We start from the raw sequence: 14542 nt of genomic DNA on the forward strand, positions 1-14542 counted from the left end.
AGCCGGGCTGAACCCGGCGCTACGCGGCGGCGTCCCCGGGTATCCGGTGCGGCGTCAGTACAGCACGCGGGTGCGCAGGGTGCCGGGAATGGCCGCGAGCTCTTCGCGCACCGCGCCCGCCTGTTCTTCGCTGGCGGTGATGTCGATCACCACGTAACCCACCTTGGAATCGGTGCGCAGGAACTGGCCGTCGATGTTGACGTTGAGGCGCGAGAAGATCTCGTTGACCTTGGACAGTACGCCCGGCACGTTCTGGTGGATGTGCAGCAGGCGCAGGCTGTCGGCGTGCTCGGGCAGGGTGGCCTCGGGGAAGTTGACCGCCGAGAGGGTGCTGCCGTTGTCGCTGTAGCGCACCAGTTTGGCGGCCACTTCCACGCCGATGTTGTCCTGCGCCTCCAGCGTGCTGCCACCCACGTGCGGGGTCAGGATCACGTTGTCGTGCGCGGTCAGCGGCGACACGAACGCATCGCCGTTGCCCTTGGGCTCGACCGGGAAGACGTCCAGCGCCGCGCCGCCGATGTGGCCGCTGCGCAGCGCCGCGTCCAGTGCGTCGATGTCGACCACGGTCCCGCGCGCGGCATTGATCAGGTGTGCGCCAGGGCGCATCCGCGCCAGCTGGTCGGCGCCGATCAGCCATTGCGTGGCCGGCGTTTCCGGCACGTGCACGGTCACGATGTCGGCCCGCGCCAGCAGGTCGTCCAGGTCGATCGCCGCGCGGGCATTGCCCAGCGACAGCTTGGTCTCGATGTCATGGAAGATTACCTGCATGCCCATCGCCTCGGCCATCACACCGACCTGCGTGCCGATGTGGCCGTAGCCGATGATGCCCAGCGTCTTGCCGCGGACTTCGTGGCTGCCGGCGGCCGACTTGGACCAGCCGCCCCGGTGGCACTCGGCGTTCTTCTGCGGAATGCCGCGGGTCAGCATGATCGCCTCGGCGATCACCAGTTCGGCCACGCTGCGGGTGTTGGAGTAGGGGGCGTTGAACACCGGGATGCCGGCCAGCTCGGCCGCCTCCAGGTCCACCTGGTTGGTGCCGATGCAGAAGCAGCCCACGGCCATCAGGCGCTTGGCATGGGCCAGCACCTCGGCGCTGAGCTGGGTACGCGAGCGGATGCCGACGATATGGGCCTCGGCGATGCGGGCCTTCAGCTCGTCCTCGGGCAGCGCCTTGGTGTGCTGTTCGATCTGCGAATACCCGGCGGCGGTGAACACGTCGATCGCGGTCTGGCTCACCCCCTCCAGCAACAGCACGCGGATATCCTGCTTCGGGAACGAGGTCTTCTTCGGCGACATGGGCGAGCGGCAGCATGTAGGACGGGAGCCGCCAACTATGCCAGAACCCGGGCGCGATTGTGCAGTGCGCCAAAGGGCGCGACGATGGTTTCAGATGCACCTATCGGGTGGCCCGGAATGCAGCCGGCGCAGGGCGGTCTGCTACCCTTTTGGGCTTCCCCCGTTCCGTGCCGACGCCATGACCGACCCGCGCCTTTCTTCCCTGCTGCAGGACTGCCCCGGGCTGCGGCTCACGACGGACGCGGGCGACCTGGAGCACTACGGGCGGGACTGGACCCGGCGCTGGGTGCCGTCGCCGCTGGCGATCGCGCTGCCCGGCAGTGTCGAGGAGGTGCAGGCCATCCTGCGCTGGGCGTCGGCGCACCGCGTGGCGGTGGTGCCGTCGGGCGGCCGCACCGGCCTCTCCGGCGGCGCCGTGGCGGCCAACGGCGAGCTGGTCCTGAGCTTGGAGCGCATGAACAAGGCGCTGGCCTTCGATGCAGTGGACCGCACGCTCACGGTGCAGGCGGGCATGGCGCTGGAGGCCGTGCACAACGCGGCACGGGAACACGGGCTGATCTATCCGGTGGATTTCGCCGCGCGCGGCTCGTGTTCGATCGGAGGCAACATCGCCACCAATGCCGGCGGCATCCGGGTGATCCGCTACGGCAACACCCGCGAGTGGATCGCCGGCCTGAAGGTGGTCACCGCCGACGGCCAGCTGCTCGAACTCAACAAGGGCCTGATCAAGAACTCCAGCGGCTATGACTTCCGCCAGCTGCTGATCGCATCGGAGGGCACGCTGGGCGTGATCGTCGAGGCGACGCTCAGGCTTGCCGATCCTCCGCCGGCCAGCAACGTCATGCTGCTGGCGCTGCCGAGTTTCGACGTGCTGATGCAGGTGTTCGCCGCGTTCCGCGACCGCCTGCAGCTGCAGGCCTTCGAGTTCTTCACCGACCGCGCGCTGGCGCATGTACTCGCGCATGGCGCGCAGGCGCCATTCGCCGAGGTGCATCCGTTCTACGTGGTCACCGAGTTCGCCGCCGGCGACGAGGTGCAGGAAGCGGCGGCGATGGCGGCGTTCGAAGCGTGCATGGAGCAGGGCTGGGTCAGCGATGGCGTGGTCAGCCAGAGCGAGGCGCAGGCGGCGCAGTTGTGGCGGCTGCGCGAGGGCATCACCGAAGCGGTGGCGCGCTACAAGCCGTACAAGAATGACGTGTCGGTGCGGATCTCGGCGATGCCCGCCTTCATGGCCGAAACGCAGGCGCTGATCGGCCAGGCCTACCCCCATTTCGACGTGGTGTGGTTCGGCCACATCGGCGACGGCAACCTGCACATCAACGTGCTCAAGCCCGACGCCACCAGCGATGCCGAGTTCCTGACCCAGTGCGAGCATGTAACCAGGCTGCTGGCGCAGGTGCTGGCGCGTTTCGATGGCAGCATTTCGGCCGAGCACGGCATCGGACTGGTCAAGAAGGGCTACCTGGACAGCACCCGCAGCGCGCCCGAGATCGCGCTGATGAAGGCGGTCAAACATGCGTTTGATCCCCAAGGGCTGCTGAATCCGGGCAAGGTGTTCGACCTCTGACGCGCGACAGATCTTCACGCAGCCTATACGCTCTGCGTTTTCCTACCCGAACGACACCCTGATGATGCGTCCGATCCTGCTTCTCGCCGTCCTCGCCCTGCCGCTGTCGGCGCTGGCGTCCAGTTTCGCTGGCAGCTCCGCCGGTTCGGCGTCCGGTGCGTCGTCGGCCGGCTCGTCCAGTTCGAGTGACGACAAGGTCGTGCTGGATGCGCGCGACGATGCCGCGGCGTTTGTCGCCACCGACGGCGCCATCCGTGGCGCCCGCCTGGAAGCGGCACTGCTGCATGTGCGCGAACGCGATGCAACGCAGCGCCAGGTCAGCGACATGGCCCTGGCCAAGGCGCTGCTGGCCCGCTGATGTCCAGCGTGCGCGGTCCGGCCCGTCGCTGGCGTTGGACGGTCCTGACCGCGCTGCTGCTCGCGCCGCTGGCCCAGGCGGCGCTGCAGCTGGACCTCGACCCGCAGGGACTGGACGCCCGGCAGGCGAAGGCGGCCGAACGTGTCCTGGCAGCGGTGCAGGTCCGACTGCCTGCCGACTGGCAGGCCCGCTTCGATGCGCCCGTGCCGGTGCGCTGGTCGGACACGCTGCCGGACCGCGTGCACGGCCGTGCGCGCAACGGCGCGATCACACTGAAGCGTTCGCTGCTCGACGCCGTGGAGGACGGGCAGCCGCTGCCGCGCGCCGTGCAGGCGGCGCTGATCCATGAACTCACCCACGTGCTGGACCGCGCCGATGCCGGTGGCTGGTCGCGCAGCGCGCGCTGGCGCGACCTGGCCGGCTGGCAGCAGCGGCCGTGGCGCTGGGGGCGCACCGGCAATCATTTCAGTGCGCGCAGCCCCGACGCCTACGAGCGCGCCAGCCCGGCCGAGTTCCTGGCGGTGAACGCCGAGCACTATCTGCTGGACCCGGACTATGCGTGCCGACGCCCCGCGCTTCAGGCCTGGTTTGCCGGACACCTGGGGGCCCGCGCCGACGCGCCCGACTGCGACGTGCGGCTGCCGCTGGTGCAGGCCGACGACGCCACGGGGGCGGCATCGCTGCTGGAACTGGACCCCGCGCGCATCTACGCGGTGGACTACCTGCTGGCCGAAGGCAATGACCAGCTGATGAGCCGCTGGGGCCACAGCATGCTGCGGCTGGTCGTGTGCGCCCCCGGCCGTGTGCCTGGACCGGCATGCCGCATGGATCTGTCGTATCACCGCGTGCTGTCGTTCCGTGCGTTCGTGGGTGACGTGCAGATCTCCAGCTGGCGCGGATTGACCGGCTCCTATCCCTCGCGTCTGTTCGTGCTGCCACTGAATCAAGTGGTCAACGAGTACACGCAGCTGGAACTGCGTGGCCTGTCCTCGGTGCCGCTGCGGCTGGACCGCGCGGAGATCGCCACACTGCTCGAACGGGTCGCGCAGGTGCACTGGAGCTATGACGGCCGCTATCTGTTCGTCAGCAACAACTGCGCCGTGGAGACCGGCAAGCTGCTGCAGGAAGGCGTGCCGCGGCTGGCGTCGCCGGGACTCAACCGGATCACGCCACGCGGTCTGCTGACCCGGCTGGAACGGCAGGGTCTGGCAGACCGTTCGGTGCTGGACGACCGTGCGGCGGCCACCCGCAACGGGTATTACTTCGCGTCCGCCCAGACGCATTACCAGCAGCTGTTCGATGTGGCGCGGCAGGAGCTGCCATTGGACACCGATGCGGTCGCGGCGTGGCTGCAGCGCCCGGCGAGTGAGCGCGCCCGCTGGATAGAGCAGGGCGGGCTGCGTGCCACCTCGGCGCTGTTGCTGCTGGAACAGGCTGCCCGCCATCGCGAGGAGCTGCGCGCCCGCGACCGGCTGAAACACACGTTGGGGCGCCCTGGCGAGAGCATCGATGCCGCCCGCGACACCCTGCTTGCGCTGCTCCGCGATACCGGCCAGCTGGTCAGTCCGGCGGCGCTGGTGGACGACGGCGGCTACGGGCTGCCGATGGCGGCCGAGCGCGCCGAGGCGGCCGCCGCCGCCGCACGCATCAGCGCCCGCGGAATCCCGGCGTGGACCGCGCTGCAGCAGCAGATGCGGGCCCGGTTGCCGCCGGCGCAGCAGCGGGAACTGGACACCATCGACGCCAGCCTGGCGCGCCTGGGCGACCGCATGCGCCGGCTGGCGCAGGCCGAGACCGCTACTGGCGCGGCAATGCGATGACGAACCGTGCACCGCCGAGCGCGCTGGCGGTGCACCAGACCTGGCCGCCATGCGCATCGGCGATGGCCTTGACCACGGCCAATCCCAGGCCGCTGCCGCCCCGTTGACGCGAGCGCGAGCCGTCGCCGCGCATGAACGGGTCGAAGATGTGCGCGCTCAGTGTCGGGTCGACGCCCGGGCCTTCGTCGTCGACGGCGATCTCCACGTGGGTGGCGGTGTCGTGCACGGCAATGCGCACGCGTCCCGGCGTGGCGTAGCGGCGGGCGTTCTCCAGCAGCGCCATCAGGGCCTGGCGCACGCGGGTGGGATCGCAGTGCGCCGGGTGCTCGCCGCGTGAGGTTTCCAGCTCCAGCACGAAGCCGCCGGTGCGGAAGCCGGGGTCGACCAGGGTCATCACCGAATGCACCTCCTGGACCACGTCGCTGCGCGCACGGCGCACATCCAGGCGCGCGCTGTCGGCCAGGCTCAGCACGCGCAGGTCTTCGATCAGCCGTGACAGCCCTTCCACCTGTGCCAGCAAACTGCGGAACTGCGCTTCGTCGGGCGCGAACACGCCCTCGGCGAGCCCCTGCAGCCGACCGCGCAGGATGGTCACGGGGGTGCGCAGTTCGTGCGCGATCGCCGCATGCCACATGACCCGGTCGGCATCCATGTTCTGCAGCCGCCGTGCCATCGCGTTGAAGTCGTCCACCAGCAGCGCGACCTCGCCGAGCGAGTGGTGGCTGGCGGCGGCGCGTGCGCCGAGATCGCCATTGGCGAGACGACGGATGCTGTCCACCACCGAATTGAGCGGCCCCAGGATGCGTTGCGACAACCGCACCGAAGCAGCGATCGCCAGTCCGAGCCCGATCAGGGTCACCCCGGCCATCCACACCAGTTCGGGGCCGCTGGGCGCCCAGCTGGCCGGCTCCTCGGTGGCACCCGGATAGAAGGTCACCAGGATGGCGTACAGCACATAGGAGCTGAGGATCACCATCACGATCACCGACAGCGCCATCAGCGACATCGACACCACGATGTGCCGGCTCAGCCCGGACCGGCGCATCAGCGATCCGCCGCCAGGCGGTAGCCGACGCCGCGCACGCTGGCCGGCACGTTCTCCAGGCCGACCTCGTCGAGCTTGCGCCGCAGCTTGCTGACGTGGCTGTCCACCGTGCGTTCCAACGCCTCGCTCTCCGGCAGGCATTCGTGCATCAGTTCGCTGCGGCTGAAGATGCGCAGCGGCGCCAGTGCCATGCAGTGCAGCAGCTTGAACTCGGTCAGCGTCAGCAGCAGTTCGTGGCTGTAGCCGTCGCCTTCCACATGGACCTGGTGGTTCTCCGCATCGATGACCAGGTTGGCCACGCGCAGCACGCCGGAGGCGCCTGCCGCGCGCTGGTTGAGCGTACGCCGCAGCACCGCCCGTACCCGCGCGGCCACTTCGGCCGGGTTGAACGGTTTGACCACGTAGTCATCGGCGCCCATGCGCAGCGCGGTCAGCTTGTCCAGGTCCTGGTCCAGCGCGGTCAGCATGATGACCGGGGTATCGCCGCGCTGGCGCAGTGTGTTGAGCACCGTCCAGCCATCCATGCCGGGCATCTGCACATCGAGCAGGATCAGGTCCGGGCGCGCGCTCCGGTGCAGGGCCAGCGCGGCCAGCCCGTCCTGCGCGCGCAGCGTGCGCAGACCTTCACGTTCCAGGTAGGCGGCCACGATGTCGGCGATCTCCGGCTCGTCTTCGACGATCAGGACCAGCGCGTGGAGGGAGCGGTCCCAGCGCGCGGGGCTGGCGCGGGGCGAATCGGTGGCGTGCATGCAGGCAGGGCCGGAAGGTGCTTAGCGCTCCATCGTATCTCCACATTTCCTCCATCGAAACCCCACGTGCTCCACGCAGACTTGGCCATTCATGATTTCAGCCGGTGATCCGGCCCGTGTGCTGCAGATGAAGACCAACAGGATTTGCGCCGCCGCCTGCGCGGCGATCATGGCCGTGACCACGGCCTGCTCCAGGGAAGACGTGCCTGCCGTCGCGGCGCCTGCGGTCACGGTGGCGACGCTGTCGCCGTCGATCGTCCAGCTCGACGATGAGCTGCCCGGCCGGGTGGCCGCGGTACGCACCGCGCAGATCCGCGCGCAGGTGGGCGGGATCGTGCTCAAGCGGTTGTTCGAGCAGGGAGCCGAGGTCAAGGCCGGTACGCCGCTGTTCCAGATCGACCCTGCCGCGTTCCATGCCGAGGTCGACAGCGCGGCGGCGATGCTCCAGCGCAGCGAGGCGACCCTGGCGCGTACCCGCGTGCAGTCCGAACGGCTGCAGTCGCTGGCGGCGGCGCAGGTGGTCAGCCACCAGGCCCGCGACGACGCACGCGCCGAGCATCAGCAGGCGCTTGCCGATGTGGCCCAGGCACGCGCCACGCTCGCACGACGTCGGCTGGATCTGCGCTATGCGACAGTCGATGCTCCCATCGACGGCCGCATCGACCAGGCGCTGGTCACCGAGGGCGCGCTGGTGACCGCCAGCGATGCCACGCCGATGGCGGTGGTGCAGCAGTTGGACCAGGTGTACGTGGATGTGCGGCAGCCGGCCTCGATGCTGGAGAGCATCCAGCGCAGCGTGGTGTCCGGTCAGCTCGACAAGGCCACGGGCCTGCCGGTGACGCTGCTGGGCAGTGGCGGGCAGGCTTACCCGGAGAAGGGCAGGATCCTGTTCTCGGGGATCAACGTGGATGCCGAAACGGGCGACATCGTGCTGCGCATCGTGGTCGACAATCCCGAACGGCGTCTGCTGCCCGGCATGTTCGTGCGCGCCCGGGTGCCACGCGGCGTGCAGCCGGCGGCGCTGCTGCTGCCCCAGCAGGCGGTGCTGCGCAGTACCGGCGGGCAGGCCTACGCATGGGTGATCGGCAAGGATGGCAAAGCGGTGATCCGCACCGTCGAGATCGACGGCCAGGTCGAACGCCAGTACGTGGTCAAGCACGGCCTGCATGCCGGCGAACGCGTGGTGGTGGAAGGCCAGGAGCGCCTGCAGGAAGGCGTGGTGGTCGATGCCAGGCCCTGGAAACACCCACAGACGACGGGCGCGCTGGGCGCGCCCTGATTTCCCCCGGCTGACCCCGTCGGAACAGGCGCGCCAGCGCCTGCCCGATGTGCAAAGGACGTTGCATGCCCCAGTTTTTCATTGATCGCCCGGTATTTGCCTGGGTGTTGGCCATTTTCGTAGTGCTCGCCGGCGTGCTGGCGATTCCCCGGCTGGCCATCGAACGCTATCCGGCAGTTGCGCCGCCCAGTGTGAGCATCTACGCCAGCTACCCCGGCGCAACGCCGCAGACCATGAACGATGCCGTGGTCGGACTGATCGAGCGCGAGCTGTCGGGCGTCAAACACCTGCTGTACTTCTCCTCGTCCACCGACACCTCCGGCGAGGCCACTATTTCGGCGACGTTCCGCCCGGGCACCGACCCGGAACTGGCGCAGGTGGATGTGCAGAACCGGATCAAGGCGATCGAGCCACGGTTGCCGCAGGTGGTGCGCCAGAACGGATTGACGGTGGAAGCGGCCGATTCGGGCTTCCTGATGCTGGTCGGCCTGAAATCGGTGGACGGACGCCTGGACGAGGTGGACCTGAGCGACTACATGGCGCGCAACATCGTTGACGAGCTGCGCCGCATCGACGGGGTCGGCCGCGTGCAGCTGTTCGGTGCCGAGCGCGCGATGCGGATCTGGGTGGACCCGTCGCAGCTCACCGCGTACAGCCTCACGCTGGACGACCTTGCCCAGGCGATCGCCGCGCAGAATGTGCAGATCGCGCCGGGCCGCGTCGGCGACTCGCCCGCGCTGCCGGGCCAGCGGGTGACGATCCCGCTGACGGCCGAGGGCCAGTTGACCACGCCGGCCGCGTTCGCGGCGATCGTGCTGCGCGCCCGTGCCGACGGCGGCACGGTGGTGCTCGGCGACGTGGCGCGGGTCGAACTGGGCGCGCAGAGCTATGCGTGGTCCACCCGCGAGGACGGCGTGCCGGCCACAGCGGCGGCGATCCAGTTGTCGCCGGGCGCCAACGCGGTGCGCACCGCGCGGGCGGTACGGGCGCGCATCGCCGAGCTGGCGCCGACGTTGCCGGCAGGCATGGAGGCGACGGTGCCGTTCGACACCGCCCCATTCGTGGAGATCTCCATCCGCCAGGTGCTGATCACGCTGATCGAGGCGATGGTGCTGGTGTTCGCGGTGATGTACCTGTTCCTGCAGAACATCCGCTACACGTTGATCCCGGCCATCGTGGCGCCGATCGCGCTGCTTGGCACGTTCGCGGTGATGCTGGCGGCGGGCGTGTCGATCAACGTGCTGACCATGTTCGGCATGGTGTTGGCGATCGGCATCATCGTCGACGATGCGATCGTGGTGGTGGAAGGCGTAGAGCGGATCATGGCCGAGGAAGGCCTGCCGCCGCGCGAGGCCACGGCCAAGGCGATGAAGGAGCTGACCGGCGCGGTGATCGGCATCACCCTGGTGCTGACCGCTGTGTTCATTCCGATGGCCTTCGCGGATGGATCGGTCGGCGCGATCTACCGCCAGTTCACGCTGGCGATGTCGGTGTCCATCCTGTTCTCGGCCATCCTCGCCCTGAGCCTGACCCCGGCCCTGTGCGCGACGCTGCTCAGCGCCAGTACCCGCGGCCATCATGGACGCAGCGGTTTCTTCGGGTGGTTCAACCGCGGTGTCGAGCGGATGACGGCCGGCTACCAGCGTCGCGTGGTGCGTATTCTGCAGCGTGGCGGTCGCGGCATGGCCGTGTTCGTCGCGCTGGTGGTTGCCCTTGGCCTGGGGCTGCACCTGGTGCCGGGGGCGTTCCTGCCCGAGGAAGACCAGGGCTATTTCATGACATCGATCCAGCTGCCCGCCGATGCCACCGCCGAGCGCACGCTGGAGGTGGTGAAGCGCTACGAAGCGCACGTCGCCTCGCGTCCGGGGATCGCCTCCAACCAGTCGATCATGGGCTACAGCTTTGCCGGCTCCGGCCCCAACGCGGCGCTGGCCTACACCATGCTCAAGGACTGGAGCGCCCGCAATGGTGCCAGCGCGGGCGACGAAGTGCAGCGCGCGCAGGCGGCGATGGCTGCCGCGCCCGAGGGGCAGATCATGAGCGTGATGCCACCGGCGATCGACAGCCTGGGTACGTCATCGGGCTTCGAGCTGCGGCTGCAGGCGCGTGCCGGTCAGGACCACGCACAGCTGCAGGCGGCGCTGCAGCACCTGCTGGCGCTGGCGGTGAAGAGCCCGCTGCTGCGCGATGTGCATGCCGAGGGATTGCCGGCTGGCAGTACCGTGCGGCTGGAGATCGATCGCCACAAGGCCGAAGCGATGGGCGTGGGCTTCACCCGCATCAGCGACACACTGTCGGCGGCGCTGGGCTCGCAGTACGTCAACGACTTCCCCAATGCCGGGCGCATGCAGCAGGTGATCGTGCAGGCCGACGCGCCGCACCGGATGCAGGTGGAGGATGTGCTGGCGCTGCACGTGCGCAACGCCACGGGGGGCATGGTGGCGTTGTCCGAAGTGGTCACGCCGGTATGGTCGCAGACGCCGCTGCAATTGGAGCGCTATCAGGGGTTTCCGGCACTCAGTGTGTCCGGCAACGCCGCGCCTGGCACCTCCAGCGGCCAGGCGATGGCCGAAATGGAGCGGCTGGCCCGGCAGCTGCCGGCCGGCTTCGCGCTGGCATGGACGGGCCAGTCCTTGCAGGAGCAGGCATCGGGCGCACAGGCACCGTGGCTGCTGGTGCTGTCGATGCTGGTGGTGTTCCTGGTGCTGGCGGCGTTGTACGAAAGCTGGTCGATTCCGGCGGCGGTGATGCTGGTGGTGCCGCTGGGGCTGCTGGGCGCGGTTGCGGCGGTGCTGCTGCGCGGCCTGCCCAATGATGTGTTCTTCAAGGTAGGCATGATCACAGTGATCGGCCTGTCGGCCAAGAACGCGATCCTGATCGTGGAGTTCGCCCGCCAGCTGCAGCAGCAGGGGCGCGGCGTGGTCGAGGCGGCAGTGGAAGCGGCGCGGCTGCGGCTGCGGCCGATTCTGATGACCTCGCTGGCGTTCGCGCTGGGCGTGGTGCCGCTGATGCTGGCCTCCGGTGCATCGGCGGAAACCCAGCATGCGATTGGCACGGGCGTGTTCGGCGGCATGCTGACGGGCACCGTGCTGGCCGTGTTCTTCGTGCCGCTGTTCTATGTGCTGGTGCAGGGCATGCGCCGCTGGCGCTGGCCGTGGCGACGACACCGGGGAGGGTGAGATGACTGTGGATGGGATCGAGCAGCGCACCGCGCGGGCCGAAGCCGGGCTGCGCCACGCACTGCTGGCGCAGGATGTCGAGGCGGCGCGGCAGTGGCTGTCGCCGTCGCTGTTCTTCACCGATGCGGCGGGCCACTGGCAGGGCGCGCATCCCTGCCTGGAGGCGTGGGCCGCGCGTCGCCTGCGGGTGGTGGCGATCGAGCAGAGCGCCATCGAGTACCTGGCCTGCGGACAGTTGCTGCTCGCTGCCAGCGACGTGTCCCTGACCTGCATAGCCGACGGTGGCGAGCAGCTGCGTCGCCTGCGGCTGCTGCGGGTGTGGGCCCGCTGTTCATCGCCTGCCGGTGTCCACCTGCTCTCGGTGGGGATGCTGCCGGCCCGCGACACCTGAGTGCGCGGGGTCCGGCGAGTCACCGCCGCTTCACCTCCCCCGGGTGGGGGCGCGCTAGCATCGGGTGTTGAGTGGAACAACTGCAAGGAGTCGAACATGCGTGCACCCCAGGGACTGTTGAGTGTGGCCATCGTGCTCGGTCTGGCGGCCTGCCAGCCGGCGCAGCAGACACCGGCGGGCACGGTCGATCCCGCAGCGGGCAGCACCGATGCGCCGCCGGCCGCGACCGCAACCACCGATGCGCGCACCTATGCCTTCCAGTGCGGTGATCTTGCAGTGCGGGCGACCTACAGGGGCGAGGATGCGGCGACCGTGGTCGCCGGCGAGCGGACGTTCGCGATGTCGTCCCAGCCTGCGGCGTCCGGCGCAAAGTACGGCGACGGCGAGGGCAACGTGTTCTGGACCAAGGGCACCACCGAGGGCGTCCTGTCGCTGAAGGGCGAGGCGGATCGCAACTGCACCGGCCCGGGCGGGGAAGACGCTGTGCCGGCGCCGCCGTCGACCGCAGCGACCGGCATGGTGTTCCGCGCCACCGGCAACGAACCGGGCTGGCTGGCCGTGGTGGCCGATGGCGCCTCGCCGCATCTGCGGGTGGAAACCGACTACGGGCAGCGCACCTTCGAGATCGCCACGCCCACGCAGGGCAGGGATGGCTGGTCGGGCAAGGCGGCCGATGGGACCGACATCAAACTCACCTTCCAGCGCACCGTGTGCCAGGACGACATGAGCGGCCAGGCCTTCGGTGCCACCGCGATGCTGACGGTAGGCGCGCGCCAGTACCACGGCTGTGGCGACTTCGCCGGCGCTCCGTCGCTGGCGGCGCGGCCCTGACCGGCACCGGTCTCAGCGGGAAATGCCGGGCGGGCAGTCGTCCGGCGGCACGCCGGTGAGCAGGTCGTAGCGCCGGCCCACGTCGAGAAGAAGGAGGCGGACGCTGCAGTCGTCACCGTGGGCGTCCAACAGGCCGGCGAACAGGCGTTCGCGTCCGTTGCAGAAGGCTTCTGCGGCAGCGGCCAGTTCTCTGCCACGGGCCTCGTCATAGGCCTCTTCGCCAGCAACGTGCTGGCAGGTGTTCTCGCGCTCGAGAAAGGCGCGCGCGTCTGCTGGCAGCGCGCAGTACACGCGGATGTCGTTGAGGTCGTAGACGGTTTCGGGAATGTCGCATCCGGCCTCGGCGCGGGCGCGATCCAGTTGTTCGCGGCTGTCGGGCATGCCGGACGCATCGCCACCGATGGTGGCGCCGGCGCTGTCCGGTGCGGGGTCGAGATCAGGCACGGCATCGGTTGGCAGTGGCACGTGGGCTGCTGTCGCCACCTCGTCCGCAGGTCGCGTCTCCACCACCGCGTCGGCACCTTCGTCGGCGCTGTCCGCCGCCCGCGGCGCGCACGCCGCAAGCAGGGACAGGCAGGCGGTCAGAACGAGGCGTTCAGTCCGCACGGCCGGCGAATTCACCGGTGGTGGTGTTGACCAGCACGCGTTCGCCGTTGGCAATGTACTCCGGCACCATGATCTCGATACCGGTGTTGAGCTTGGCCGGCTTCGGGCGCTTGGTGGCGGTGCCACCCTTGAGCTCCGGCGGCGTTTCGATCACTTCCAGCACCACGCTGGTGGGCAACTGCACGGCCACCGGCGTTTCGTCGATCACCTGCACGTAGATGCCGCTCAGGCCATCGGTGATGTAACCGGCGTCATCGCCGATGACATCGGCATCGAGGGTGTAGGGGGTGTAGTCCTCGTCGTCCAGGAACACGAACGCGTCGCCGTCCTTGTACGAATAGGTGGACTGGCGGCGCAGCAGCTCGACTTCGGGCAGGTTGTCGTCGGCATCGAAGCTGGCGTCGAGCTTGTTGCCGCCCGGCACGCTGTACATGATGAAGCGGAAGCGCACATTGCCGCCGCGGCCCTGCGGCGAGCTGCGTTCGATGTCGCGGATCTGGTAGACGCCGTTGTTGTATTCGACGACGTTGCCTTTCTTGATGTCGTTGGCTTTCATGGGAGTGACGGTCGGTTCGTGGAGGTGTCGGGCGCCCGCGAGGACGCCCGGAGGGTGGCGCGGATGTTACTTGGGTGCCAGGCGCACCGCACCATCGAGGCGGATGGTTTCGCCGTTGAGGTAGGTATTGCCGAGGATATGGCCGACCAGGCCGGCGAAATCCTCCGGCTTGCCCAGGCGCGGCGGGAACGGGATCGACGCGGCCAGCGATTCCTGTACGGCCGGCGGCATGCCATCGACCATCGGGGTCCAGAAGATGCCCGGCGCGATGGTCATCACGCGGATGCCGAAGCGCGACAGCTCGCGCGCCATCGGCAGGGTCATGCCGACCACGCCGCCCTTGGAGGCAGCATAGGCGGCCTGGCCGATCTGGCCTTCGTAGGCGGCCACGCTGGCGGTGTTGATGATCACGCCGCGCTCGCCGTCGTCGCCGGCGGGATTGTGCTGCATGCGGTTGGCGGCGGCCTTGGCGACGTTGAAGCTGCCGACCAGGTTGACCATCACAGTGCCCTGGAAGTTGGCCAGCGGCATCGGCGCTTCCTTGCCCAGCACGCGGCCGGCGCCGAGGATGCCGGCGCAGTTGATCGCCACGTTCAGCCCGCCGAGGAAGTCGTGGGCGGCATCGATATTGGCCACCACGGCGGCTTCGTCGCTGACGTTGGTGGTGAAGTAGCGCGCATGGGCGTCGCCGAGTTCGGCAACGGCGGCCGCGCCCTTGTCGTCGTTGAGGTCGAACAGGGCCACCTTGCCGCCGTGGGCGACCAGGTGACGGGCCACGGACAGGCCCAGGCCGGAAACGCCGCCGGTGATGACGGCGCGGACGGAAGACAGCTGCATTGCGCGTACCTGTGGAGTCTGGAAGCGC

At 69.2% G+C, this 14542-nt stretch carries 13 protein-coding genes; 7 read left to right on the plus strand and 6 right to left on the minus strand.

The window, feature by feature from the left end; genetic code table 11:
• Positions 1 to 54 precede the first annotated feature (54 nt).
• Positions 55 to 1296 (minus strand): phosphoglycerate dehydrogenase, encoded by a 1242-nt coding sequence (gene serA, locus OC534_RS02910; RefSeq protein ID WP_017355455.1) that lies wholly within the window; start codon positions 1294 to 1296, stop codon positions 55 to 57.
• A 178-nt stretch (positions 1297 to 1474) separates the two neighbouring features.
• Here serA and OC534_RS02915 point away from each other — a divergent pair, with 178 nt between their 5' ends.
• The 3 genes from OC534_RS02915 (at position 1475) to OC534_RS02925 (ending at position 5041) form a co-directional block, all read left to right on the plus strand.
• Positions 1475 to 2863, plus strand: coding sequence for an FAD-binding oxidoreductase (locus tag OC534_RS02915; protein WP_017355454.1), 1389 nt, complete (start codon positions 1475 to 1477; stop codon positions 2861 to 2863).
• A gap of 61 nt (positions 2864 to 2924) precedes the next feature.
• On the plus strand, positions 2925 to 3221 hold the full coding sequence (locus tag OC534_RS02920; RefSeq protein WP_017355453.1) for a DUF2388 domain-containing protein: 297 nt from the start codon (positions 2925 to 2927) through the stop codon (positions 3219 to 3221).
• Positions 3221 to 5041 (plus strand): DUF4105 domain-containing protein, encoded by a 1821-nt coding sequence (locus OC534_RS02925; protein WP_153164208.1) that lies wholly within the window; start codon positions 3221 to 3223, stop codon positions 5039 to 5041. Before OC534_RS02920 ends, OC534_RS02925 begins: the two co-directional genes overlap by 1 nt.
• On the opposite strand, the gene OC534_RS02930 is transcribed toward OC534_RS02925, so the two are convergent.
• Both OC534_RS02930 and OC534_RS02935 read right to left on the minus strand, forming a co-directional pair.
• Entirely contained in the window at positions 5019 to 6086 is a 1068-nt protein-coding gene (locus OC534_RS02930; protein WP_136003987.1) for an ATP-binding protein, read from the minus strand. The two genes, OC534_RS02925 and OC534_RS02930, sit on opposite strands and share 23 nt — an antisense overlap.
• Positions 6086 to 6835, minus strand: a complete 750-nt coding sequence (locus OC534_RS02935; RefSeq protein WP_017357425.1) for a response regulator — start codon at positions 6833 to 6835, stop codon at positions 6086 to 6088. Before OC534_RS02935 ends, OC534_RS02930 begins: the two co-directional genes overlap by 1 nt.
• 127 nt (positions 6836 to 6962) lie before the next feature.
• Between OC534_RS02935 and OC534_RS02940 the strand changes: the two genes are divergently transcribed.
• From OC534_RS02940 to OC534_RS02955, 4 genes are all read left to right on the plus strand, one after another.
• The gene (locus OC534_RS02940; RefSeq protein ID WP_026071000.1) at positions 6963 to 8114 is read left to right on the plus strand and encodes an efflux RND transporter periplasmic adaptor subunit; all 1152 of its coding nucleotides are present in this window, start codon (positions 6963 to 6965) and stop codon (positions 8112 to 8114) included.
• A 65-nt stretch (positions 8115 to 8179) separates the two neighbouring features.
• Positions 8180 to 11293, plus strand: a complete 3114-nt coding sequence (locus OC534_RS02945) for a multidrug efflux RND transporter permease subunit (protein WP_262071349.1) — start codon at positions 8180 to 8182, stop codon at positions 11291 to 11293.
• Between the two features lies 1 nt (position 11294).
• Positions 11295 to 11684 (plus strand): nuclear transport factor 2 family protein, encoded by a 390-nt coding sequence (locus OC534_RS02950; protein WP_136003993.1) that lies wholly within the window; start codon positions 11295 to 11297, stop codon positions 11682 to 11684.
• 96 nt (positions 11685 to 11780) lie between these two features.
• Positions 11781 to 12515 carry an MliC family protein gene (locus OC534_RS02955; protein WP_026070960.1) on the plus strand — a complete coding sequence of 245 codons (735 nt, stop codon included), beginning with the start codon at positions 11781 to 11783 and terminating at the stop codon, positions 12513 to 12515.
• 12 nt (positions 12516 to 12527) lie between these two features.
• On the opposite strand, the gene OC534_RS02960 is transcribed toward OC534_RS02955, so the two are convergent.
• The 3 genes from OC534_RS02960 to OC534_RS02970 all read right to left on the minus strand — a co-directional run bounded on the left by OC534_RS02960 (position 12528) and on the right by OC534_RS02970 (position 14514).
• Entirely contained in the window at positions 12528 to 13136 is a 609-nt protein-coding gene (locus OC534_RS02960) for a hypothetical protein (RefSeq protein WP_262071350.1), read from the minus strand.
• Entirely contained in the window at positions 13111 to 13677 is a 567-nt protein-coding gene (gene yeiP, locus OC534_RS02965) for an elongation factor P-like protein YeiP (RefSeq protein ID WP_017357253.1), read from the minus strand. Before yeiP ends, OC534_RS02960 begins: the two co-directional genes overlap by 26 nt.
• A gap of 66 nt (positions 13678 to 13743) precedes the next feature.
• Entirely contained in the window at positions 13744 to 14514 is a 771-nt protein-coding gene (locus OC534_RS02970) for an SDR family NAD(P)-dependent oxidoreductase (RefSeq protein ID WP_136003997.1), read from the minus strand.
• Between the last annotated feature and the right edge of the window lie 28 nt (positions 14515 to 14542).

Source organism: Stenotrophomonas sp. Marseille-Q5258, from assembly GCF_946900935.1.
GTDB lineage: Bacteria > Pseudomonadota > Gammaproteobacteria > Xanthomonadales > Xanthomonadaceae > Stenotrophomonas > Stenotrophomonas nematodicola.

Excerpts from the sequence above, each read along its gene's own strand:
- serA (WP_017355455.1), bottom strand. The coding sequence starts at position 1,296 with ATGTCGCCGAAGAAGACCTCGTTCCCGAAGCAGGATATCCGCGTGCTG.
- OC534_RS02955 (WP_026070960.1), top strand. The coding sequence starts at position 11,781 with ATGCGTGCACCCCAGGGACTGTTGAGTGTGGCCATCGTGCTCGGTCTG.
- OC534_RS02940 (WP_026071000.1), top strand. The coding sequence starts at position 6,963 with ATGAAGACCAACAGGATTTGCGCCGCCGCCTGCGCGGCGATCATGGCC.
- OC534_RS02970 (WP_136003997.1), bottom strand. The coding sequence starts at position 14,514 with ATGCAGCTGTCTTCCGTCCGCGCCGTCATCACCGGCGGCGTTTCCGGC.
- OC534_RS02930 (WP_136003987.1), bottom strand. The coding sequence starts at position 6,086 with ATGCGCCGGTCCGGGCTGAGCCGGCACATCGTGGTGTCGATGTCGCTG.
- OC534_RS02945 (WP_262071349.1), top strand. The coding sequence starts at position 8,180 with ATGCCCCAGTTTTTCATTGATCGCCCGGTATTTGCCTGGGTGTTGGCC.
- OC534_RS02915 (WP_017355454.1), top strand. The coding sequence starts at position 1,475 with ATGACCGACCCGCGCCTTTCTTCCCTGCTGCAGGACTGCCCCGGGCTG.
- OC534_RS02920 (WP_017355453.1), top strand. The coding sequence starts at position 2,925 with ATGATGCGTCCGATCCTGCTTCTCGCCGTCCTCGCCCTGCCGCTGTCG.
- yeiP (WP_017357253.1), bottom strand. The coding sequence starts at position 13,677 with ATGAAAGCCAACGACATCAAGAAAGGCAACGTCGTCGAATACAACAAC.
- OC534_RS02935 (WP_017357425.1), bottom strand. The coding sequence starts at position 6,835 with ATGCACGCCACCGATTCGCCCCGCGCCAGCCCCGCGCGCTGGGACCGC.
- OC534_RS02925 (WP_153164208.1), top strand. The coding sequence starts at position 3,221 with ATGTCCAGCGTGCGCGGTCCGGCCCGTCGCTGGCGTTGGACGGTCCTG.
- OC534_RS02950 (WP_136003993.1), top strand. The coding sequence starts at position 11,295 with ATGACTGTGGATGGGATCGAGCAGCGCACCGCGCGGGCCGAAGCCGGG.